This window comes from Curvibacter fontanus, from assembly GCF_054780335.1.
In genome coordinates this window covers 279,843-301,572 of sequence record NZ_BAAGWN010000016.1, presented here as the reverse complement: position 1 = coordinate 301,572, position 21,730 = coordinate 279,843, and the positions used below count along the sequence as shown (strand labels likewise).

Here is a 21,730-nt window from a genome sequence, read left to right as displayed (position 1 = left end):
AGAAGCGCATGCACACATCACCCGCATTTCAGCCCGGCTCCTGCACACTCGTGGGCGCGGGCCCCGGCGACCCCGAACTGCTCACGCTCAAGGCCCTCAAGGCCATCCAGCGCGCCACCGTGCTGCTGGTCGACGACCTGGTCAACGAGGCCGTCGTGGCGCATGCCGCACCCGGCGCGCGCATCGTGCACGTGGGCAAACGCGGCGGCTGCAAGTCCACACCGCAGTCCTTCATCGAGAAGCTCATGATCACCGCCGTGCGCGAGGGCGAGCAGGTGGTGCGCCTCAAGGGCGGCGACCCCTTCATCTTCGGCCGCGGCGGCGAAGAGGTCGAACACCTGCAGGAGGCCGGCATCCGCGTGGACGTCATCAACGGCATCACCTCGGGCCTGGCGGCCGTGACCAGCCTGGGCGCGCCGCTGACCCACCGCGAGCATGCGCAGGGTGTGGTTTTCCTCACCGGCCACGCCAAACCCGGTGCCAGCGGCCCGGACTGGGCCGCGATGGCAAACACAGCATACGCGGCCCGGCTCACGCTGGTGATCTACATGGGCGTGAGCGGTGCGCAGCAGATCGAACAGGGCCTGTTGACCGGCCTGCCCGGCAGCACGCCGGCGGCCCTGGTGCAGCACGCCTCGCTGCCCACACAACGGCATGCGCTCACCACCCTGGATCAACTGCACGCCACGCTGGTGCGCGAAGAACTCGGCAGCCCCTGCATCATCGTTGTCGGTGACGTGCTGCAGGGTGTTTTGAATCTGCAGCAAGCTGGCCCGGCCTTTGCTTGGGGTACATGAACGGGGCCATCGGGTCCCGCCCTGCCCACGGTACCCGACATGAACTACCAGCCCTCCACTGCTGTCACGCCCTTCACACCCCGCGCTCCTGCCAAAACCCCGGTGGCCTTGCCGGCCCACATCAACGGCCTGTCCCTGGTCAACCTCGCCGCGCGCCAACGCATGCTTTCGCAGCGCATGATCCTGCAGACCATCCTGGCCGCCCGCGGTGATGCGCAGAAACTCGAGATGGCGCAGCGCAGCCTGCAGATCTTCACCGAGAGCCAGTTGCATCTGCTGGCCACGATGCGACAACTGGAAACAGCGAGCGCGCAAAAGATCGAAGCCACCTACCACGGCCCGCGCGGCGTGGGCCCCGTCATCGACAGTTTCATGCAGCTCATGCGCCGCACGCTGGAGCAGATCGAGCGGCAGGCCCCCGGTGTGGCCGAGACGCTGATCGAGCTGGTCGGCTTCACCGACCGCATCCTGGAAACGCTCAACGCCGCCACCACGGCTTTCGACGAGGTCACCAAGGCCAAGTCCGACGCGATGATGAAAGAGCTGGTCGGCATCGTCGGCGACATCCAGAGCGTGGCCAAGGAGGCCAAGGTGGTGAGCTTCAACGCCCAGATCATGGCCGCGCGCGCCGGCCAGCATGGCCGCGAGTTCGCCGTGGTGGCCAACGTGCTGTCGGACATCACGGGCGAGATCGACGGCCTCACGCGCAAGGCCGCGGTGCTGGCGGACCGCGGCAAGCTCGCGGCCTGAACACGGCCCATCCCGTCACCTGCAACGGATTTGCAAAAAGACCATAAAAAGACTATATTCAGGCCTTCTCATCCCGACGGAAGCCATGATGCGTTATTCCTCGCAAGTTAAGCCTATCAGTTATCTCAAGGCCAATGCCGCCGAGGTTCTGACCCAACTCACGGCGCAACGCGAGCCCCTGCTCATCACACAGAATGGGGAGGCGAAGGCCGTCTTGCAGGACGTTATGTCCTTCGAGCAAACCCAGGAAACTCTGGCCTTACTGAAAATTCTGGCCTTGGGCCAACAGCATGTCGCGGAGGGCAAGGTCAAGCCCGTGATCGAGGTGGTGGCACGTCTGCGCGCCCAGCACACCCGCAGTTGATGGCACGCCCACCAGTCACCTTTGAGGTCCTGCTCACTCAAGGGGCAGAACAGGATCTGGAGTCTCTCTACGGCTACATCGCTGAATTCGACAGCATCGCTAGCGCGGACCATGTGCTGAACCAGTTGCTGCACGTCACACAGGGTCTGGGCCTTCAACCCGAACGTGGCAGCTACCCCAAGGAATTGCTCGCGCTGGGCATCAAGGAATACAGGCAGACATTCTTCAAGCCTTACCGCGTGATCTACCGCATCAACGGCTCCCAGGTCATCATCTACCTCATCGTGGACGGCCGGCGCGATATGCAGACCGTGCTCGCGCACAGGCTGCTAGGCAACTGATCCACGCATCCACCCACAAGCGCTCACTACACTGCGGGCCATGCAGCAATTCTGAGGGACAGGGGTCACACGGGACAGGTTTCAGGTCTAGCCCTATAGCATCCATCACCCGCCCCGCACCACCCGCTGGTGCCGCCGACGACTTGCCTGGGTATAGACCCCATTGAGCTGGCGCATGCCTTGGGAAAGATTGCCGTCGGGCGTCTGGGTCAGCAGATGGTAGTGGTTGTCCATCAAACACCAGGCGTCGCAAAGCCAGTTGAAGTGAGTGACGATCTGAGAGAAGGTGACCAGAAAAACGCGCGTGTCTTCGTCGCCCTCGAAGATGTCCTCGCGTCTATCACCCCGCGCGGTGACGTGGTAGAGCGCGTCCGGAAAATCGATGCGTAGCGGGCAGCCTTGGTGGAGTCGGTCACGGCCACCCGACAGGCCGCCGATCGAGGCGCCTGGTCCTACACTCGCGTCATGCAGCAATTCGATGTGGTGGTGATCGGGGCCGGCGCCGCCGGCCTTTTTTGTGCCGGTGTGGCCGGCCAGCGCGGCAGCAAGGTGCTGCTGATCGACCACGGGGCCAAGGTGGCCGAGAAGATCCGCATCTCGGGCGGCGGGCGCTGCAATTTCACCAACCGCGACATCGATGTGCGCCAGCCGCACAAGCACTTCGTCAGCGAGAACCCGAACTTCTGCCGCTCGGCGCTCTCGCGTTACACCCCGGCCGACTTCACCGCCCTGCTGCAGCGCGACGGCATCGCCTTCCACGAGAAACACAAGGGCCAGCTCTTCTGCGACCGCTCGGCCGACGACGTCATCCAGCTCTTGCTGCGCGAGTGCGAAGCCGGCGGCGTGACACGCTGGCAGCCCTGCGGGGTGCAGGCGGTGCGCCACGGGGCCGCGGGCTACGGGCTCGACACCGACCAGGGCCCGGTCGCCTGCAAATCCCTGGTGATCGCCACCGGTGGCCTGTCCATCCCCAAGATCGGCGCCACGGATTTCGGCTACCGCATCGCAAAGCAGTTCGGCCTGAAGATCATCGAGACGCGCCCGGCCCTGGTGCCGCTGACCTTCGACGGCGCCGCCTGGGCGCCCTACGCCGGCCTGGCCGGGCTGGCCCTGCCGGTGCAGATCTCCACCGTTCGCCCTGAGCCTGTCGAAGGGCAAACCGCGAGGAGGCATGCTTCGACAAGCTCAGCACGAACGGTTTCATTCGACGAAGACCTGCTGTTCACCCACCGCGGCCTCTCGGGCCCGGGGGTGCTGCAGATCTCCAGCTACTGGCGGCCGGGCATGCCCATCCGCATCAACCTTGCGCCGGACCGCGACCTGCTGCCCCAACTGCAGGACGCCAAGCTGCGCTCGCGCAGACTCATCGTCAACGAACTGGCCACCCTGCTGCCCAGCCGCCTGGCCGAGGCCTGGGCCGGACGAGACCCGGCCTGGTCGCGCCCCATCAACGAGGCCGCCGACAAGGCCCTGGCCGCCCTGGCCGAGAAGCTCTCACGCTGGGAGCTCACGCCCACGGGCACCGAGGGCTACGCCAAGGCCGAGGTCACGGCCGGCGGGGTGGACACGCGGGAACTGTCCAGCCAGACGATGGAGGCGCAGAAACAGCCGGGACTGTATTTCATCGGGGAAGTGGTGGATGTGACGGGCTGGCTGGGCGGTTACAACTTCCAGTGGAGCTGGGCTAGCGCCCACGCCTGCGGCGTGGCGCTAGCCCAGCCCCCTGGGCGGAATTAGGTTCTCCCCCGCGCTCCCCCACTGCGTGTGGGTCGCTGGCCCCCATCCGGGGGCGGGCCGCCGCTGGCGGCCTTGGTCTGGAACCCTGGCCCGGCGCCCCGGACGGCGGTTGCCCGGCTGGCTTAACCCGCTATAATGCTGGACTTTGCTGGCATAGCCCCGCCGGCCAAATACTAGTTACAGGCGGGGCATTTCGCGGTACACGGCGTGCAGGCCCGATCTTCCTGCCCACCCTCTGCCCGCACATTTCGGAAACCATGACGTAATGACGACCATCCGTGTTAAAGAAAACGAGCCGTTTGACGTGGCTCTGCGCCGCTTCAAGCGCACCATCGAGAAACTGGGCCTGCTGACCGACCTGCGCGCCCGCGAGTTCTACGAAAAGCCGACGTCCGAGCGCAAGCGCAAGAAGGCTGCCGCCGTCAAGCGCAACTACAAGCGCATCCGCTCGATGCAGCTGCCCAAGAAGCTGTACTGATCGTCCTGGGGTCCCCGACCTCACTGCGCATCCAACAACCCGCGCTCGGGACGCCAGGCGCGGGTTTTGTTTTTTCTCCGGAGATTTCCCATGTCCCTCAAAGACCAGATCACTGAAGACATGAAGGCCGCCATGCGTGCCAAGGACAGCGAGCGCCTGGGCACCATCCGCCTGCTGCTGGCCGCCATGAAACAGAAGGAAGTGGACGAGCGTGTCACGCTGGATGACACGGCGGTTGTCGGCATCATCGACAAGCTGATCAAGCAGCGCAAGGACTCGGTCGCCGCCTATCTGCAGGCCGCGCGCCAGGACCTGGCCGACAAGGAAAGCGCCGAGATCAAGGTGCTGACGGCTTACCTGCCCCAGCGCCTGACGAACGAGGAAGTCGCCGCCGAAGTGAAGGCCATCGTGGCCGAACTCGGCGCCAAGGGCCCCGGCGACATGGGCAAGGTCATGGGCGCGGTCAAGACCCGCCTGGCCGGCAAGGCCGAAATGGGTCAGGTCTCCGCCGCCGTGAAGGCTGCGTTGGCGGGCTGACCCGGCTGCGCCGGGCCGGGGGCGCCAGACCGCGTCTTAAGCCCGGCCTAAGCCTGGCTGCGCTAGAGTGCGGGGATGCGTCTGCTGCTGGTGGAAGATGACTCGATGATCGGCGAAGCCGTGCTGGACCTGCTGCGCGCCGAGCACTATGCCGTGGACTGGGTGCGTGACGGCGAGATGGCCGACACCGCCCTGCGCGCGCAGGACTACGATCTGGTGCTGCTCGACCTCGGCCTGCCCCGGCGCGACGGCCTGGACGTGTTGCGCGCCCTGCGCGCGCGCCGCCAGCGTGTGCCGGTGCTGATCGCCACCGCACGCGACGCCGTGCAGCAGCGCATCGAGGGCCTGGACGCCGGCGCCGACGACTACGTACTCAAGCCCTACGACCTGCACGAGCTGCTGGCCCGCCTGCGCGCCCTGTTGCGCCGGGCCGCCGGCCGGGCCGAACCCGTGTACGAACACCAGGGCATCTGCATCAACCCCGCGACCCGCGAAGTGACGGCCCAGGGCCAGCCGGTGCAGCTCTCCGCCCGGGAATGGGCCGTGCTGGAGCCACTGCTGGCCCGTCCGGGCCTGGTGCTCTCGCGCGCCCAGCTGGAGGAGAAACTCTATGGCTGGAAGGACGAGATCAGCAGCAACGCCGTCGAAGTCTATATCCACGGCCTGCGCCGCAAGCTGGGTCCCGGGCTGATCCAGAACGTGCGCGGCGTCGGCTATATGGTGCCCAAGGCCGGACCATGAGCCTGCCTGCCCCGTCCCTGCGCGCGCGCCTGCTGTGGTTCCTGCTGGCCGCCATCGCGCTGGCCGCGCTGCTGCAGGGCTGGGTCGCCTACCGCAGCGCACGCGCCGAGGCCGACCAGATCTTCGATTACCACATGCAGCAGATGGCGCTGTCGCTGCGCTCGGGCCTGCCCGGCGGCAGCTGGACACCGGGCGCGGCGGACCTGGCCGAGGACGAGAACTACGATTTCGTGGTGCAGGTCTGGTCCTCCGATGGGCTGCGCGTGTTCGAGTCGTCCGCCGGCGCCGCCCTGCCCCAGCGCGCCGTGCTGGGCTTTTCGGACGTCAGGGCGCATGGCAGCACCTACCGCGTCTTCTCCCTGCAGACGCCCTGGCACGTGATCCAGGTGGCCCAGGACATGGCCGTGCGCCGCAGCATGGCCGGGACACTGGCCCTGCGCACCATCGCGCCCGTTGCACTGATGGCGCCGCTGCTGATGCTGGTGGTGTGGTGGGTGGTGAGTTCCTCCCTCGCGCCAGTGGCGCGCGTGCGCTCCCAGCTGGCCCAGCGCCATGCCACCGATCTGGACGAGGTCAGCGAGCTGGGTCTGCCCGACGAGATCCGCCCCCTGGTGCACGAACTCAATCTGCTGCTGGTGCGCGTGCGCCAGGCCTTCGAGGCACAGAAGAACTTCGTTGCCGACGCCGCCCACGAACTGCGCTCGCCGCTGGCTGCCCTCAAACTGCAGGCCCAGGGCCTGCAGCGCGCCCATGACGACACGGCACGCGAGCTGGCCGTGAGCCGGCTGACGGCCGGCATCGACCGCGCCGCGCGCCTGGTGGAACAGCTGCTGGTGCTCGCACGCCAGCAATCCAGCCCCGCGGTGGGCGCAGCGGCCGAGCCGGTGGCGCTGGCCGCCCTGGCGCGCCAGGTGCTGGGAGAGATGGCGCCGACGGCGCAGCAGCACGGCATCGACCTCGGCCTGGGCGCTGCGGATGAAGCGTTCATCCCGGCTTACCCCGAAGCCCTGCGCGTCCTGTTGCGCAATCTGCTGGACAACGCGATCAAGTACACCCCGGCCGGCGGCACCGTCGACCTGGAGTTGCAGCGCCGGGACGACCGTCTCGTGCTGAGCGTGGAGGACAGCGGCCCCGGCATCCCCGAAGCGGAACGCCAGCGCGTGCTCGACCGCTTCTACCGCGTCGCCGGCACCGACACCACCGGCAGCGGGCTGGGGCTGGCCATTGTCAAATCCATTGCCGATCTGCACAACGCCACGCTGGAACTGTCGGCTTCCAGCCGACTCGCTGGCCTGCGCGTCGACATCTCTTTTCCGCTGCCAGCCTGAAACCGGCCGCTGCCGGGGCCTGCGGCCATGCGCCGTGGCAGGCTTAAGCGTGGTCTAAGACTGCAGGCCCATCATTCACTGCATGTTCCATCCTGAAACGACCAAAGGAGTCACCATGCACAAGCGTCTGCTCACCCCCACCCAGCTTTTCCTGGCCCTGCTGGCCGCCGGCCTGATCGGCGGCGGCGCCTCCAGCCTGGTCTACGGCACACACGCCCAGGCCGCGACCGCCCCCGCTGCGGCCCCGGACAGCCTGCCCGGCACCAGCGCCAGCACCGACTTCCCGCAGATCACCCAGCGCTACGGCCCCGCCGTGGTCAACATCAGCGTCAGCGGCATGCGCAAGGCCTCCAACGATGACGAGGACCAGGGCGCCCAGCGCAACGGGTCGGGCATCGACCCCAACGATCCCTTCTTCGAATTCTTCCGCCGCTTCCAGGGCCCCAACGGCGGTTTCCCCTCGCCCCGCGGCACCCCCATGCACGCCCAGGGTTCGGGTTTCATCATCAGCGCCGACGGCCTGATCCTGACCAACGCGCACGTGGTGCGTGACGCCAAGGAGGTCACCGTCAAGCTCACCGACCGGCGCGAGTTCGATGCGCAGGTGCTGGGCGCAGACCCCAAGACCGATGTCGCCGTGCTACGTATCAAGGCCAAGGATCTGCCCACCGTCCCCCTGGGCAGCGCGCATGACCTGAAAGTCGGCGAATGGGTGCTGGCCATCGGCTCGCCCTTCGGCTTCGAGAACAGCGTGACCGCCGGCGTGGTCAGCGCCAAGGGGCGTTCGCTGCCGGACGACAACTTCGTGCCCTTCATCCAGACCGACGTGGCCGTGAACCCGGGCAACTCCGGCGGGCCGCTGTTCAACACACGCGGGGAAGTCGTGGGCATCAACTCCCAGATCTACACCCGCACCGGCGGCTACCAGGGACTGTCCTTCGCCATCCCGATCGAGGTGGCGGCCAAGATCAAGGACCAGATCGTTGCCACCGGCCATGCCAGCCATGCACGCCTGGGCGTGACGGTCCAGGAAGTGAACCAGACCCTGGCCGAATCCTTCGGTCTGGACCGCCCCGAAGGCGCGCTGGTCAGCAACGTGGCGCCCGGCAGCGCCGCCGAGAAGGCCGGCCTGAAGGCGGGCGACGTCATCCGCAAGTTCAACGGACAGGCCATCGTCGCCTCGGGCGAACTGCCGGCCCTGGTGGGCCTGGCCATGCCGGGTGACAAGGTGGCGCTGGAGGTCTGGCGCCAGGGCAAACGCGAGGAGATCCAGGCGAAGCTGGGCGATGCCAGCGAAAAGGCCACCGAGGTCGCGCAGGACACGCCCGGCAAGGGCCAGGGCCGCCTGGGCCTGGCCCTGCGCCCCCTGCAGCCACAGGAGAAACACGAGGCCGGTGTGACCGCGGGTCTCCTGATCGAGGACGCCTCCGGCGCCGCGGCCATGGCCGGCGTGCAATCGGGCGACGTGCTGCTGGCCGTCAACGGCACAGCTGTCAAGAGCATCGAACAGGTGCGCGCCCTGGTGGCCCGGTCCGAGAAGTCGGTGGCGCTGCTGATCCAGCGCGACGGCGACAAGATCTTCGTGCCCGTGCACCTCGGCTGAACCTTGCACTCACCCCGTCGCGACGCTCATCATGAACACCCAAGCCCATCGCCCCGCCCCGGCCCAGGACCGCCCATGCTGAAGACACTGCTACTCAGCCAGATCAGCAGCGGCAGGAGCCGGATGGACCGGCGCCTGTCGGCCCATATCCTGCCGACCTCTGCCACCATGATCGGCGTCTGCATGACGGTGCTGTCGATCGGACACCTCGCCCAGGGCGGTGAGTTCCGCATGATCGTCGACAAGCTGCTGGCCGTCGATGCCCTGGTGTTCCTGATCAGCTCGCTGCTGTCCTTCATCGCCATGCGCGCCGGGCGCCAGGGGCGATCGCTGGAAGTGCGCGCCGAGCTGGTGTTCACCAGCGGGCTGGTGCTGCTCGCTCTGATCGCTGTTGTGCTGGCCTTCGCCATATCCTGAAACACCCAAGCCCATGAACAACAGCCCAGCACGCCATGCCAGCGTGACGCAGGACGCCGCCATGCTCGCCATCATCGAGCACATCGTGCGCAAGCACCGCGAAGCCGCACAAGGCCATGAGCGCGCCGGCCGCGCTTCACAGGCCGAACGGGAATACGCAATGGTGCGCCGGATCGAGAACTATCTGGCCGGGCATCGCGGGCCGAGACGACTGGAACCTTGAGGCCCGGCCCCTTTCACACGGGCGCCGGGAAACGGAAGCGCAGCTGCCGGCCACAGGTGCGGCAACCGAGCCGCGGGTAGATCAGAGCGGTCGGCCCTGGCGAGCGAGCAGCCAGGCCGGTGCGTCCTGCAGCGACACCGGGCGCAGGAAACGCGCCAGTGCCGCATCGCCGACCGAGGTGCTCTCGGGCCGGGTGCTGCTGGGCCAGGGACCGCCATGCTGCTGGGCCGCCGTGACGGCCACGCCCGTGGGCACACCCGCGAACAGCACCCGGCCGGCAATCGCCATGGCACCGCGCACGAGCGCCTGCACATCCGCGCTCTCGGCCTGCGCGCCCCAGACCGTGACCGTCAGCGAGCCGCCCACGGCCTGCAGCACCTGCAGGGCCTGGGCCACGCTGGCCGCACGCACGACGAGGCTGCTGGGGCCGAAGACTTCCTCACGCAGGGTCAGCCTGGCGATGAAGGCGTCCGCGCTCACCTGCGCCAGCACCGGCCGCGGCGGCTGGCCCGCAGCGGCGACTTCGTGCACGACAAAGGCGGCGCCGGCCTCGCCCCAATGGGCCACGCCGGCGTCGAAGTTCCTGCGCATGCCCTGCGTGAGCATGGCGTGCGGGTTCTGGCCGGCCAGGGCCTGGCCCAGCTGCTGCACAAAGGCGTCGTTGACCGCTTTCGCATCGGCCTGCAGGGCGTCGAGCAGCACGATCACACCGGGGTTGGTGCAGAACTGGCCGCAGCCCAGCGCGATGGAGCCGGCCAAGGTCGTCGCCAGATCAGCGCCTTTGGCCTTCAGCTCGGCCGGCAGCGCGATCACGGGATTGATGGAACCGAGTTCGCCGTAGAAAGGAATCGGACGCGGACGCGCCGCGGCTTCGGCCGCCAGCGCGGCACCGCCGCGTGTGGAACCCGTGAAGGCCGCAGCCGCGATGGCCGGGTGGCGCACGAGCTGCACACCCACTTCGTTGCTGGCGCCCTGCACCATGCCCACCAGACCGGCGGGCAGGTTCTGCGCAGCCAGCACCTGGCGGATCAGGGCGTAGGTCTGCTGGGAGAGCTGCGGGTGGCCCGGGTGGGCCTTGATCACCACGGAACAACCGGCGGCCAGCGCGGCCGCGGTGTCACCACCGAGCACCGAGAAGGCGAAGGGGAAGTTGCTGGCCGCATACATCGCCACGGGGCCCAGGGGCAGCAGCCAACGCTGCATGGCGGGGTGGCCTGCGGGCGGGGCACCGGCCACGGCGGGATCGTCCGTGTATTCAAAAGGCACGCCGCGCTCGGCGATGTCGGCAAAACGTCGCAGTTGGAAAGCCGTGCGGTCGAGTTCGCCGTTGAGACGCACCGGACCCAGCGCGGTTTCCTGGTCGGCCATGGCCACGAGGGTCTCACGGCCGGCTTCCAGGCCCGCGGCCAGTGCACGCAGCAGGCTCGCGCGCTGCGCGCCGCTGCCGGCCTGCCAGAGCGCAAAGGCGGCAGCGGCGGCCGTGCAGGCGGCGTCGATGTCGGCCGGGGTCGAAGCCGTCAGCGTGCCCAGCACTTCGCCGGTGCGTGCGTTGCAGGAAGAGAAGGATGTGCTCATGGATCAGCTCGCAAAAAAGTTGGGAAATGCTGAACAGACCCCTCCGTTCGGACCGAGCTTGTCGAAGTCCTCTGCAAGTTATTGATTTGCAAAGAGAGCTTTCGACAGGCTCAACGCGAACGGACTGGTTCAGCGCACCATGCAGGGATGCTTGTTGTCGAATTTCCAGCCGGGGATCAGGTACTGCATGGCCGTGGCGTCGTCACGCGAACCCAGGCCATGCTGCAAATAGAGTTGGTGTGCTTTCTCGACCTCGACCATGTCGAGCTCCACGCCCAGGCCCGGCTTCTTCGGCACCTGCACGTGACCCCCCACGATCTTCAGCGGCTCTTTCGTGAGACGCTGGCCGTCCTGCCAGATCCAGTGCGTGTCGATGGCCGTGACCTTGCCGGGTGCGGCCGCGGCCACGTGGGTGAACATGGCCAGCGAGACGTCGAAATGGTTGTTGGAATGCGAACCCCAGGTCAGGCCCCAGTCGCGGCAGGTCTGCGCCACCCGCACCGAGCCGGCCATGGTCCAGAAATGCGGATCGGCCAGCGGGATGTCCACACTCTGCAAGGACAGGGCATGGCTGAGCTGACGCCAGTCGGTGGCCACCATATTGGTGGCCGTGGGCAGGCCCGTGGCACGGCGGAACTCGGCCATGACCTCACGGCCGCTGAAACCGTCTTCGGCCCCACACGGATCCTCGGCGTAGGCGACCACACCGCGCATGCGCTGGCCCAGGCGGATCGCGTCCTTGAGCAGCCAGCCGCCGTTGGGGTCCAGCGTCACGCGTGCCTCGGGGAAGCGTTCGTGCAGCGCGGTCACGGCATCGACTTCCTCGTCGCCGCGCAGCACACCGCCCTTGAGCTTGAAATCGTTGAAGCCGTATTTCTCGCGCGCGGCCTCGGCCAGGCGCACCACGGCCTGCGGCGTCATGGCCTCTTCGTGGCGCAGGCGGAACCAGGCGTTGTCGGCATGGGGCTCGCTCGCGTAGGGCAAATCGGTCTTCTTGCGATCGCCGACGAAAAAGAGGTAACCCAGCATCTCCACCGCATCACGCTGCTGGCCTTCGCCCAGCAGGGCGGCCACCGGCACTTCCAGATGCTGGCCCAGCAGGTCCAGCAGCGCGGACTCGACAGCCGTCACGGCGTGGATGGTGGTGCGCAGGTCGAAGGTCTGCAGGCCGCGGCCGCCGGCATCGCGGTCGGCAAACTTCTGCTGCACCTGCTGCAGCACACGCTGGTGGGCGCCGATGGGCTGGCCGACGACCAGCGCGCGCGCGTCCTCCAGGGTCTGGCGGATCTTCTCGCCGCCCGGCACCTCACCGACGCCGGTGTGGCCCGCGCTGTCGCGCAGGATCAGCAGGTTGCGCGTGAAGAAGGGGGCGTGGGCGCCGCTGAGGTTGAGCAGCATGCCGTCACGGCCCGCGACGGGGATGACGCGCAGCTCGGTGACCAGGGGTGTGGAGGCGTTGGGCATGGGCAGAAAGCAAGCAGGGAAAAGGAACCCGCCCCCGAGGGGACGGGCGCCGGGCCGGGATCAGTCAGCCGAGATCTTGCGGCTCGTGATGAGGTTTTTCCAGCGGGCGAACTCGGCCGCCTGGAAGGCCGTGAACTGCGCGGGCGTGTTGGCCACGACCTCGAAGCCCACCTCCAGCAGCTTGGGCTTGATCGCCGGATCGTTCAGCGTCGAGACGATAGCGGCGTGCAACTTGGCCTTGATGTCGGCGGGCAGGCCCTTGGGCGCGGCAACAGCCTGCCAGGAATAGACATTGGCGTCCTTGATGCCCAGTTCCTCCAGCGTGGGGACGCTGGGCAGCAGGGGCGAACGCTGGGCGCTGGTGATGGACAGGGCGCGGAGCTTGCCGGCCGTGATCTGCGGCATGGCGGTGTTGATGTTCATGAACGAGGAATCCACCTGGCCGCCCAGCAGATCGGTCATGACCGGGCCGCCGCCCTTGTAGGGCACGTGCACGCCGGTGGTGCCGGTCTGCTGCCAGTACAGCTCGGCCGTCAGGTGGTCGCTGCTGCCGTTGCCCGAGGAGGCAAAGCTCATCTTGCCGGGGTTGGCTTTCTGGTACGCGATCACGTCAGCCATGCTCTTGTGCGGCGAAGCGGCCGGCACCACGAGCACATTGGGTGCCTGCACGGCGACCGTGATGTAGTCGAAGTCGGTGAGCGCGTTGTAAGGCACCTTGGCCAGCAGGTGCGGGGCGATCACGAAGGGGCCGAGCGAGGACACGAAGAGCGTGTGGCCATCGGGGGCCGCGCGGGTGACGGCGCTGGCGCCGATGGTGCCGGTCGCACCGGCCTTGTTGTCAACGACAAAGGTGCCGCCCAGCTTTTCCTGCAGCCTGGGCGCCAGGATGCGCGCGATCTGGTCGGTCGAGCCGCCCGGCGGGAAGGGCACGACCAGCGTCACCGGCTTGTCGGGCCAGGCCCAGGCGCTGCAGGCAGCAGCCGCCAGCGTCAGCGAGGTCAGAAGTTTTTTCATGCTTGTCTCCTTCGTGGTGATGGGTCAGGGATGCTTTTCTACTGGGGTCCCAGTTTCTTGATCAGCGCGGCCAGTTCTTCGATCTCGGCGGGCTTGAGGTCGGTCAGCGGCGCGCGCACGGGACCGGCATCATGGCCGACGATCTTGGCGCCGGCCTTGACGATGCTCACGGCATAACCCTGGCCCTTGTTGCGGATCTGCAGGTAGGGCATGAAGAAGTCGCGCAGCAGGCGGTGCTGCGTGGCCATGTCGTCCTTGGCCACCGCGTGGTAGAAGTCCATCGCGGTCTTGGGGATGAAGTTGAACACCGCCGAGGAATACACGGGCGTGCCCAGGGCCTTGTAGGCCGCGGCATAGACCTCGGCCGTGGGCAGGCCGCCCAGGTAGGCGAAGCGCTCGCCCATCTTCATGTAGACGGAGGACATGAGTTCGATGTCACCGATGCCGTCCTTGAAGCCGATCAGGTTGGGGCAGCGCTCGGCCAGAATGGCCAGGGACTCGGGCGTGAGGCGGCAGACGTTGCGGTTGTAGACGATGACACCGAACTTCACGCTCTTGCAGACCTGCTCCACGTGGGCGATCAGGCCTTCCTGGCCGGCTTCGGTCAGGTAGTGCGGCAGCAGCAGGATGCCGTGGGCGCCGGCGCGTTCGGCCTCTTGCGCGCACTGGATGGCAAAACGCGTGGGCCCACCGGCGCCCGCGATGATGGGCACCTTGCCGCGGCAGGTGTCCACGGCGGTCTTGATGATGCGAGCGTATTCGTCACCCGTCAGCGAGAAGAACTCACCCGTGCCGCCGGCGGCGAACAGGGCGCTGGCGCCATAGGGGGCCAGCCACTCCAGGCGGGCGGCGTAGTCCTTGGGGTTGAAGTTTTCCTGGGCATCGAAGTCGGTCAGCGGAAAGGACAACAGTCCGCTGGACATGATGGATTTGAGTTCCTGGGGTTGCATGGTGGTGTCTCCGAAAAATTCTGAGCCTGAAAGACAAGTCAGGGCTTTGTTGTCAGTCATCATACAACATAGACCGGCCTTGTCAATGCCGTCCCATGGCCGCTGTCCAGCCCCGCCCTGGCTTGCTGAAGCCCTGCTCCGGGCTATTTGTTGTCCGTCAAATCCGCCGACAGCACGGCCGCGCGGCGACGGCGCTCCCGGCTGTTGGCCAGGTGCGTGCGCATGGCGGCGCGGGCCGCGTCCGGGTCCTGGTTGGCGATGGCGTCGTAGATGTTCTCGTGCTCGGCATTGGCCCGCAGCAGGTAGCTGCGCTGGGCCTCACCGGCGGCCCCGGAGGCGCTCAGGCGGGCCCGCGGGATGATCATGGAGCCCAGGGTGCTCATCAGTTCGGCGAAGTGCGGGTTCTGCGTGGCACGCGCAATCTCCTGGTGAAACTGGAAGTCGGGGCCCACGGCGTCGCGCCCCTCGGCCAGGGCCGCGGCGAAACCGTCGAGCGCCGAGCGCATTTCCGCCAGGTTTCTGTCTGTACGACGCGCCGCCGCCAGGGCGGCCGCCTCGGTCTCCAGGCCGATGCGCAACTCCAGCACGGCGATCACGTCATGCAGGGTGGCGATCTGCTCCGGGGCGATGCGGAAGGCCGCGCCGTCCCCCAGGCCCACGACAAAGGTGCCGATGCCGTGCCGCGTTTCCACCAGGCCCGAGGCCTGCAGCTTGGAAATGGCCTCGCGCACCACGGTGCGGCTCACGCCGAACTCCTCCATGATGGCGGCCTCGGTCGGCAGCTTGTCGCCGGGGACGATCCGGCCGTCGCGGATCCGGTCGCCCAGGGAATCAACGAGCTCCAGCGCCAGCGTGCGGGGCCGGCGGCGGTGGGCAAGCGGGAAAGCAGAGTTCATTAGGGATTACCCCAATCATTTGACATTGACAAGATCGGCCTGCATCAAGGAAGATAGTTGTATGACAACTGATGACAAAAAGCAAGTCATATAACAACACTTTAGCCGATCCACACCAACACCAGCCCCAAGATTTCATGCCGACCGCTCACGCCACCCCCCTGCGCTTTTCCCGACTTCTGCTGACCGGCGCCGCCGGCGGCCTGGGCAAGGAACTGCGCCCCCGCCTCAAGGCCTACTGCGATGTGCTGCGCCTGTCGGACATCACCGAACTGGGCCAGGCCGCCCCAGGGGAGGAAGTCATGCCCGCGGCCCTGGAGGACAAGGCCGCCGTGGACGCCCTGCTCAAGGGCGTCGATGCGGTGGTCCACCTGGGTGGTGTCTCGACCGAGCATGCCTTCGAGCAGATCCTGCCGGCCAACATCCTGGGCACCTACCATGTGTACGAAGGCGCGCGCCGGCACGGCGCCAAACGCATCGTGTTCGCCAGCTCCAACCACGTGACCGGTTTCTACCGGCAGGACGAAGTGCTGAACCCGAGCACCCCCATGCGCCCGGACGGTTATTACGGCCTGTCCAAGGCCTTCGGCGAAAACCTCGCCCAGTTCTACTGGGACCGCTACGGCATCGAGACCGTCTCGCTGCGCATCGGCTCCTCCTTCCCCGCCCCCCGGGACCGCCGCATGCTGGCCAGCTGGATGAGCTACGACGATCTGGAGCGGCTGGTCATGTCATCGCTGACCGCTCCGGTGGTGGGTCACAGCGTCATCTACGGCATGAGCGACAACAGCACCACCTGGTGGGACAACACCTCGGCGCGCCACATCGGCTACCGCCCCCAGGACAGCTCCGATCGCTTCCGCGCCGAAGTGGAAGCCCACCAGCCCGTGCTGGACCGCAAGGACCCGGCCGTCGTCTACCAGGGCGGCGGCTTCGTCAAGCAGGGCCCTTTCGAAAACTGACCGAGTGACCCCTCCCCCTTTTTTTTCCGCACCACCCTAAGCACAAGGAGACAACCGTGAAAGCCTATCCCCGTACCCTCATCACCCTGCTGGCCGCGCTCGGCCTGGCCAGCGCCGCCCAGGCCGTGGAGTTCCGCTCGGCCGACATCCACAACGCCGACGACTACCCCACCGTGGTGGCCGTCAAGTACATGAGCGAGGTGCTCGAGAAGAAGAGCGGCGGCAAGTACAAGATCAAGGTCTTCAACAAGGGCGCCCTGGGCACCGAGAAGGAAACCATCGACCAGCTCAAGATCGGCGCGCTGGACATGACCCGCGTGAACATCAGCCCCATGAACGGCATCTGCCCGCTGACGCAGGTCCCCACCATGCCCTTCCTGTTTCGCTCGGTGGACCACATGCGCAAGTCCCTGGACGGCCCGATCGGGGAGGAAATCCTCAAGAGCTGCGAATCGGCCGGTTTCATCGGCCTGGCCTTCTATGACAGCGGCGCCCGTTCGATCTACGCCAAGAAGCCGATCAAGACCGTGGCCGATGCCAAGGGCCTGAAGATCCGCGTGCAGCAGTCCGACCTCTGGGTCGCTCTGGTCGGCGCCATGGGCGCCAACGCCACACCCATGCCCTACGGCGAGGTCTACACGGGCCTGAAGACCGGCCTGATCGACGCCGCCGAGAACAACATCCCCTCCTTCGACACCGCCAAGCACGCCGAAGCCGTCAAGATCTACTCCAAGACCGAGCACTCGATGGCCCCGGAAATGCTGCTGATGTCCAAGCTGGTCTGGGACAAGCTGTCCAAGGCCGACCAGGACATGCTCCGCGCGGCCGCCAAGGAATCGGTGGCCGTCCAGCGCCAGAAGTGGGACGAGCAGGAAACCAAGTCCCTGGCCAACGTGAAGGCCCAGGGCGCGCAGATCATCGAAGTCGACAAAGCTTCCTTCCAGGCCGTGATGGGCCCGGTGTACGACAAGTTCATGACCACGCCCGAGATGAAGCGCCTGGTCAAGGCCGTGCAGGACACGAAGTAAGTACACCCCTGAAGCGCCTGCGGCGCCTCCCCCTCAAGGGGGCGCCGCCAGCGGACCGGCAAAGCCGGATCCGCGGCGGCCCTCGAAAAACCCCCTTTCAGTTCAAATTATGTACACGCGTCTTTGCGCCTGGCTCTCGCGCCTGAGCCTGGGCCTGGCCATCGTCGGCCTGCTCGCCGTGATCCTCTGCGTGCAATGGCAGGTGATCGGCCGCTACGTCTTCAACGACACACCGACCTGGGCCGAGGCCCTGGCCATGTTGCTCGTCCTCTTTGTCACGGCCTTCGGCCTGGCGGTCGGCGTACGCGATGCCGGCCACATCGGCCTGGAGTCGATGGTCCAGCTGCTGCCGCCGAAATGGCAGCGCGGCATCGAACTGCTGATCCACGCCCTGGTGGGCCTGTTCGGCGCCCTGATGGTCAAGGGCGGCTGGCTGTGGGCCTCCGCCAAATGGGACGAGAAAAAACCCATGCTCCCCGTACCCGACGGGATCGACTACGTGCCGCTGATCATCGCCGGCGCCCTGATCGTCCTGTTCTCGATCGAGCACATCGCAGCGCTGCTGCAAGGCAAGGAAGTGGTGCCCGCATGGAACTGACCGTCCTCGCCCTGAGTTTCACCGTCCTGCTGCTGCTGGGCGTGCCCGTGGCCTTTGCCATCGGCCTGTCCTCCGTGGCGACCATCCTGGCCGCCGGCCTGCCCGTGGCCGTCGTCTTCCAGAAGATGGTCGGCGGCATGCAGGTCTTCAGCTTCCTGGCCATCCCCTTCTTCGTCTTCGCCGGCGAGCTCATGCTCTACGGCGGCATCGCCGAGCGCATCGTGCGTTTCGCCAACAGCCTGGTGGGCCATGTGCGCGGCGGCCTGGGCATGAGCAATGTGGTGGGCTGCACCCTGTTCGGCGGTGTCGCCGGCTCGCCCCTGGCCGACGTCTCGGCCATGGGCTCGGTGATGATCCCCCTGATGAAAAAGGAGGGGTATGACGCCGACTACGCGGTCAACGTCACCACCCATGCGGCCCTGGTCGGCGCCATCATGCCGACCTCGCACAATCTCATCATCTTCACGCTGGCCACCTCGGGCATCGCCTCGATCAGCATCGTCGGCCTCATCCTGGCCGGCCTGATCCCGGCCGTGCTGCTGACGCTGTGCAACCTGGCCGCCGCCTACTGGGTGGCCGTGAAGCGTGGTTACCCCACGCATGGCGCCTTTCCTGGCTGGCGCGAGGTGGGGCTGGCCTTCGCCGCGGCGATGCCGGGCCTGCTGGTGGTCCTCATCATCCTGGGCGGCATCCTCTCGGGGGTCTTCACCGCGACCGAATCAGCCTCCATCGCCGTGGCCTGGGCCCTGCTGATCACCACAGTGGTCTACCGCTCGCTGAGCTGGAAGAACTTCCTGAAGGCCTGCGCCAAGGCCTGCAAGACCACGGGCGTGGTGCTGCTGCTGATCGGCATCTCGGCCGCCTTCGGCTACTTCATGGCGCTGTACGAAGTGCCGCAGAAGACCGGCGACCTGATGAAAAGCGTGAGCAGCGATCCCTGGGTCATCTTCCTGATGATCAACGTGCTGCTGTTCCTGCTGGGCACCTTCCTGGACATGGCGGCCACCATCCTGATCTGCACACCCATCTTCATGCCCATCGCCATGCAGTTCGGCATGGACCCGCTGCAGTTCGGCATCGTGATGCTGATCAACTGCGCGCTGGGCCTGAACACGCCCCCGGTCGGTTCCGTCCAGTTCGTGGGCTGCGCGATCGGGGAGATATCGGTCGGGCAGGTCATGCGCTCCATCGCGCCCTTCTACGGCGCCCTGGGCGTGTGCCTGCTGCTGGTCACCTATGTGCCGGCCTTCTCGCTGTGGCTGCCGGGAATGCTGAAATGAACGCCGGCCTGGCAGGGCAGCCCGGCACCTCCATCGCCTATGTCTCCAACGCCGACAGCCGCGAGATCAGCGTGCTCGATCTGGACCACCGCAGCGGCGCCCTGAGCCCGCTGCAGACAGTGCCGGTGGACGGCACCGTGATGCCCCTGGCGCTCAGCCCCGACCAGCGCATGCTCTACGCTGCGCTGCGCTCGGAGCCCTACACCGTGCTGGCCTTCGCCATCGACCCGGCCAGCGGCCAGCTCGCCCCGCTGGGCAGCGCGCCGCTGCCCGACAGCATGGCCCATATCGCCACCGACCACACGGGGCGCTGGCTGTTCGCGGCCTCCTACGGCGGCCACCGCATCAGCGTCTCGCCGCTGGCGGCCGACGGCAAACCCGGCCCGGCCAGCCAGTTGCTGGCCACCGGCAAGAACGCCCATGCGGCCATCCCCGACCCGGCCAACCGCCACCTGTTCGTCACCAGCCTGGGCAGCGACCAGGTGATGCAGTGGCGTTTTGATGCGGCCACCGGCCAGCTCACACCCAACCCCGTGGCCGCCATGGCCGCGCGCACCGGCAGCGGCCCGCGCCACCTGGTGCTGCGCGCCGGCGGTCGCCAGGCCTACCTGCTGGGCGAGCTGGACGCCACGGTGGAGCTGCTCGATGTGAACCCCGAGCAGGGCACGCTGACGCGCCGCGCACACTGGCCCATCCTGCCGCCGGGGTTTGCCGGCAAGGCCTGGGCGGCCGATCTGCACCTGCGCCCCGACGGTCGTTTCCTCTACACCAGCGAGCGCACCTCGAGCACCCTGGCCATCTGGCGTGTCGATGCGGAAAGTGGCATGCTGACACTGGTAGGCCACCAGGCCACCGAACAGCAGCCGCGCGGTTTCCAGATCGACGCCTCGGGCGAGTGGCTGCTGGCGGCCGGCCAGCAATCGAACGCGGTCACGCTCTACCGCATCGACCGCGACAGCGGCCTGCTCAAGCCCGGCGCGCGCCTGCCGCTGGGCAAGGGACCCAACTGGATCGAAATGATCGACCTGCGCTGAAGACCATGACTGCTGCTGATACCCCACGCCGCCCCCTGCTGATCTCCATGCACGGCCGCGACAACGTCGCGATCGTGGCCAACGATGGCGGCCTGCCTCCCGGCACCGTGTTGCCCGCAGGGCCGACCCTGCGTGACCCCGTGCCCCAGGGTCACAAGGTGGCGCTGCGCGACATCCCGGCCGATGGCGCCGTGCTGCGTTACGGCATCCCGATCGGCTACGCCCTCAAAGACATCCCCGCGGGCAGCTGGGTGCACGAACGCCTGCTGAAGATGCCCACGGCGCGCGAACTGGAAGGCCTGCCCATCGCCACGGTCAAGCCCGAGGCCCAGGCACCGCTGGAAGGCTACACCTTCGAGGGCTACCGCAACGCCGACGGTTCGGTGGGCACACGCAACATCCTGGCCATCACCACCACCGTGCAGTGCGTGGCCGGCGTGCTGGACTTCGCGGTGCAACGCATCAAGACCGAGCTGCTGCCGAAGTACCCCAAGGTCGACGACGTGATCGGCCTGGAGCACAGCTATGGCTGCGGCGTGGCCATCGACGCCGAGGGCGCCGAGGTGCCCATCCGTACGCTGCGCAACATCAGCCTGAACCCCAACTTCGGTGGCGAGGTCATGGTGGTCAGCCTGGGCTGCGAGAAGCTGCAGCCCGAACGCCTGCTGCCCCCGGGCAGCATCCCGATTGACCCGCGCGGCGAGAACCAGGCGCTGGACGTGGTCTGCCTGCAGGACGAGGCCCACATCGGCTTCATGTCCATGATCGATGCCATCATGGGCACCGCGAAGGCCCACCTGGAACGCCTCAACGCCCGCCAGCGCGTCACCGTGCCCGCCAGCGAACTGGTGGTAGGTGTGCAGTGTGGCGGCAGCGACGCCTTCTCGGGCGTCACCGCCAACCCCGCCGTGGGTTATTGCACCGACCTGCTGGTGCGTGCCGGCGCCAGCGTGATGTTCTCGGAAGTGACCGAGGTGCGCGACGCCATCGACCAGCTCACCTCGCGCGCCACCACCCCCGAAGTGGCGCAGGCCATGATCCAGCAGATGGCCTGGTACGACGCCTACCTGCAGCGCGGCCGCGTGGACCGCAGCGCCAACACCACGCCCGGCAACAAGAAGGGCGGCCTCTCCAACATCGTGGAAAAGGCCATGGGCTCCATCATCAAGTCGGGCACTTCGCCGATCTCCGGCGTGCTGCCGCCCGGCGAGAAACTGCGCCAGAAGGGCCTGACCTTCGCCGCCACCCCGGCCAGCGACTTCATCTGCGGCACGCTGCAGCTGGCCGCGGGCATGAACCTGCACGTCTTCACCACCGGCCGCGGCACGCCCTACGGCCTGGCCGAGTGCCCGGTGATCAAGGTCGCCACCCGCACCGAGCTGGCGCGTCGCTGGCACGACCTGATGGACGTGAACGCCGGCACCATCGCCGACGGCGACAAGACCATCGAGGACGTCGGTTGGGAACTATTCCGGCTGATGCTGGACGTGGCCAGCGGCCGCAAGAAGACCTGGGCCGAACAGTGGAAGCTGCACAACGCTCTGGTGCTTTTCAACCCTGCACCCGTTACCTGAGCCTGCGGCTGGGCATCGAACTTTCGCAAACAAACCAGG

The 21,730-nt window shown here is 67.2% G+C and carries 24 protein-coding genes; 18 read left to right on the top strand and 6 right to left on the bottom strand.

The window, feature by feature from the left end; translation table 11 throughout:
• The first annotated feature begins 8 nt into the window (after positions 1-8).
• The 4 genes from cobA to ACYVH8_RS12585 all read left to right on the top strand — a co-directional run bounded on the left by cobA (position 9) and on the right by ACYVH8_RS12585 (position 2,252).
• Positions 9-797 (top strand): uroporphyrinogen-III C-methyltransferase, encoded by a 789-nt coding sequence (gene cobA / locus ACYVH8_RS12600; protein ID WP_460489155.1) that lies wholly within the window; start codon positions 9-11, stop codon positions 795-797.
• Between the two features lie 39 nt (positions 798-836).
• On the top strand, positions 837-1,547 hold the full coding sequence (locus ACYVH8_RS12595; RefSeq protein WP_460489154.1) for a methyl-accepting chemotaxis protein: 711 nt from the start codon (positions 837-839) through the stop codon (positions 1,545-1,547).
• An 88-nt stretch (positions 1,548-1,635) separates the two neighbouring features.
• Positions 1,636-1,911: a type II toxin-antitoxin system Phd/YefM family antitoxin gene (locus tag ACYVH8_RS12590; protein ID WP_460489182.1), complete on the top strand. Its 276-nt coding sequence runs from the start codon at positions 1,636-1,638 to the stop codon at positions 1,909-1,911.
• Positions 1,911-2,252, top strand: a complete 342-nt coding sequence (locus ACYVH8_RS12585; RefSeq protein ID WP_460489153.1) for a type II toxin-antitoxin system RelE/ParE family toxin — start codon at positions 1,911-1,913, stop codon at positions 2,250-2,252. The genes ACYVH8_RS12590 and ACYVH8_RS12585 overlap by 1 nt, the downstream gene beginning before the upstream one ends.
• Positions 2,253-2,357: 105 nt before the next feature.
• Here the strand turns inward: ACYVH8_RS12585 and ACYVH8_RS12580 are convergent, their stop codons facing one another.
• Positions 2,358-2,726: a transposase gene (locus ACYVH8_RS12580; protein WP_460489152.1), complete on the bottom strand. Its 369-nt coding sequence runs from the start codon at positions 2,724-2,726 to the stop codon at positions 2,358-2,360.
• On the opposite strand from ACYVH8_RS12580, the gene ACYVH8_RS12575 reads away from it, so the two are divergent.
• The 8 genes from ACYVH8_RS12575 (at position 2,718) to ACYVH8_RS12540 (ending at position 9,316) form a co-directional block, all read left to right on the top strand.
• Entirely contained in the window at positions 2,718-3,989 is a 1,272-nt protein-coding gene (locus ACYVH8_RS12575) for a BaiN/RdsA family NAD(P)/FAD-dependent oxidoreductase (RefSeq protein ID WP_460489151.1), read from the top strand. The genes ACYVH8_RS12580 and ACYVH8_RS12575 overlap by 9 nt on opposite strands.
• Positions 3,990-4,254: 265 nt before the next feature.
• Positions 4,255-4,467 carry a 30S ribosomal protein S21 gene (gene rpsU, locus ACYVH8_RS12570; protein WP_057675259.1) on the top strand — a complete coding sequence of 71 codons (213 nt, stop codon included), beginning with the start codon at positions 4,255-4,257 and terminating at the stop codon, positions 4,465-4,467.
• 90 nt (positions 4,468-4,557) lie between these two features.
• Complete coding sequence (locus ACYVH8_RS12565) at positions 4,558-5,004, top strand: GatB/YqeY domain-containing protein (RefSeq protein WP_460489150.1); 447 nt, start codon at positions 4,558-4,560, stop codon at positions 5,002-5,004.
• Positions 5,005-5,079: 75 nt separating this feature from the next.
• Positions 5,080-5,745 carry a response regulator gene (locus ACYVH8_RS12560; RefSeq protein WP_460489149.1) on the top strand — a complete coding sequence of 222 codons (666 nt, stop codon included), beginning with the start codon at positions 5,080-5,082 and terminating at the stop codon, positions 5,743-5,745.
• On the top strand, positions 5,742-7,073 hold the full coding sequence (locus ACYVH8_RS12555; protein WP_460489148.1) for an ATP-binding protein: 1,332 nt from the start codon (positions 5,742-5,744) through the stop codon (positions 7,071-7,073). Before ACYVH8_RS12560 ends, ACYVH8_RS12555 begins: the two co-directional genes overlap by 4 nt.
• A 115-nt stretch (positions 7,074-7,188) precedes the next feature.
• Positions 7,189-8,676 (top strand): DegQ family serine endoprotease, encoded by a 1,488-nt coding sequence (locus ACYVH8_RS12550; RefSeq protein WP_460489147.1) that lies wholly within the window; start codon positions 7,189-7,191, stop codon positions 8,674-8,676.
• Positions 8,677-8,751: 75 nt separating this feature from the next.
• Entirely contained in the window at positions 8,752-9,093 is a 342-nt protein-coding gene (locus ACYVH8_RS12545; protein ID WP_460489146.1) for a hypothetical protein, read from the top strand.
• Positions 9,094-9,106: 13 nt separating this feature from the next.
• Positions 9,107-9,316 (top strand): hypothetical protein, encoded by a 210-nt coding sequence (locus ACYVH8_RS12540; RefSeq protein WP_460489145.1) that lies wholly within the window; start codon positions 9,107-9,109, stop codon positions 9,314-9,316.
• A gap of 81 nt (positions 9,317-9,397) precedes the next feature.
• Here ACYVH8_RS12540 and ACYVH8_RS12535 read toward each other — a convergent pair whose 3' ends face one another.
• The 5 genes from ACYVH8_RS12535 to ACYVH8_RS12515 all read right to left on the bottom strand — a co-directional run bounded on the left by ACYVH8_RS12535 (position 9,398) and on the right by ACYVH8_RS12515 (position 15,215).
• Complete coding sequence (locus ACYVH8_RS12535) at positions 9,398-10,891, bottom strand: aldehyde dehydrogenase (NADP(+)) (protein ID WP_460489144.1); 1,494 nt, start codon at positions 10,889-10,891, stop codon at positions 9,398-9,400.
• Between the two features lie 129 nt (positions 10,892-11,020).
• Positions 11,021-12,355, bottom strand: a complete 1,335-nt coding sequence (gene gudD, locus ACYVH8_RS12530) for a glucarate dehydratase (protein WP_460489143.1) — start codon at positions 12,353-12,355, stop codon at positions 11,021-11,023.
• A 60-nt stretch (positions 12,356-12,415) separates the two neighbouring features.
• A complete protein-coding gene (locus ACYVH8_RS12525; protein ID WP_460489142.1) occupies positions 12,416-13,369 on the bottom strand; it encodes a Bug family tripartite tricarboxylate transporter substrate binding protein in 954 nt (317 codons plus the stop codon).
• Between the two features lie 38 nt (positions 13,370-13,407).
• A complete protein-coding gene (gene kdgD / locus ACYVH8_RS12520; RefSeq protein WP_460489141.1) occupies positions 13,408-14,319 on the bottom strand; it encodes a 5-dehydro-4-deoxyglucarate dehydratase in 912 nt (303 codons plus the stop codon).
• A gap of 143 nt (positions 14,320-14,462) precedes the next feature.
• Positions 14,463-15,215, bottom strand: coding sequence for a FadR/GntR family transcriptional regulator (locus ACYVH8_RS12515; RefSeq protein WP_460489140.1), 753 nt, complete (start codon positions 15,213-15,215; stop codon positions 14,463-14,465).
• A 137-nt stretch (positions 15,216-15,352) separates the two neighbouring features.
• On the opposite strand from ACYVH8_RS12515, the gene ACYVH8_RS12510 reads away from it, so the two are divergent.
• From ACYVH8_RS12510 to garD, 6 genes are all read left to right on the top strand, one after another.
• On the top strand, positions 15,353-16,177 hold the full coding sequence (locus tag ACYVH8_RS12510; RefSeq protein WP_460489139.1) for an NAD-dependent epimerase/dehydratase family protein: 825 nt from the start codon (positions 15,353-15,355) through the stop codon (positions 16,175-16,177).
• A gap of 56 nt (positions 16,178-16,233) precedes the next feature.
• Complete coding sequence (locus tag ACYVH8_RS12505; RefSeq protein WP_460489138.1) at positions 16,234-17,205, top strand: TRAP transporter substrate-binding protein; 972 nt, start codon at positions 16,234-16,236, stop codon at positions 17,203-17,205.
• Positions 17,206-17,314: 109 nt separating this feature from the next.
• Positions 17,315-17,803, top strand: a complete 489-nt coding sequence (locus ACYVH8_RS12500) for a TRAP transporter small permease (protein ID WP_460489137.1) — start codon at positions 17,315-17,317, stop codon at positions 17,801-17,803.
• A complete protein-coding gene (locus tag ACYVH8_RS12495) occupies positions 17,794-19,083 on the top strand; it encodes a TRAP transporter large permease (RefSeq protein ID WP_460489136.1) in 1,290 nt (429 codons plus the stop codon). The genes ACYVH8_RS12500 and ACYVH8_RS12495 overlap by 10 nt, the downstream gene beginning before the upstream one ends.
• Positions 19,080-20,117 carry a lactonase family protein gene (locus ACYVH8_RS12490; RefSeq protein WP_460489135.1) on the top strand — a complete coding sequence of 346 codons (1,038 nt, stop codon included), beginning with the start codon at positions 19,080-19,082 and terminating at the stop codon, positions 20,115-20,117. The genes ACYVH8_RS12495 and ACYVH8_RS12490 overlap by 4 nt, the downstream gene beginning before the upstream one ends.
• A gap of 5 nt (positions 20,118-20,122) precedes the next feature.
• Positions 20,123-21,691 carry a galactarate dehydratase gene (gene garD, locus ACYVH8_RS12485; RefSeq protein WP_460489134.1) on the top strand — a complete coding sequence of 523 codons (1,569 nt, stop codon included), beginning with the start codon at positions 20,123-20,125 and terminating at the stop codon, positions 21,689-21,691.
• Positions 21,692-21,730: the final 39 nt, after the last annotated feature.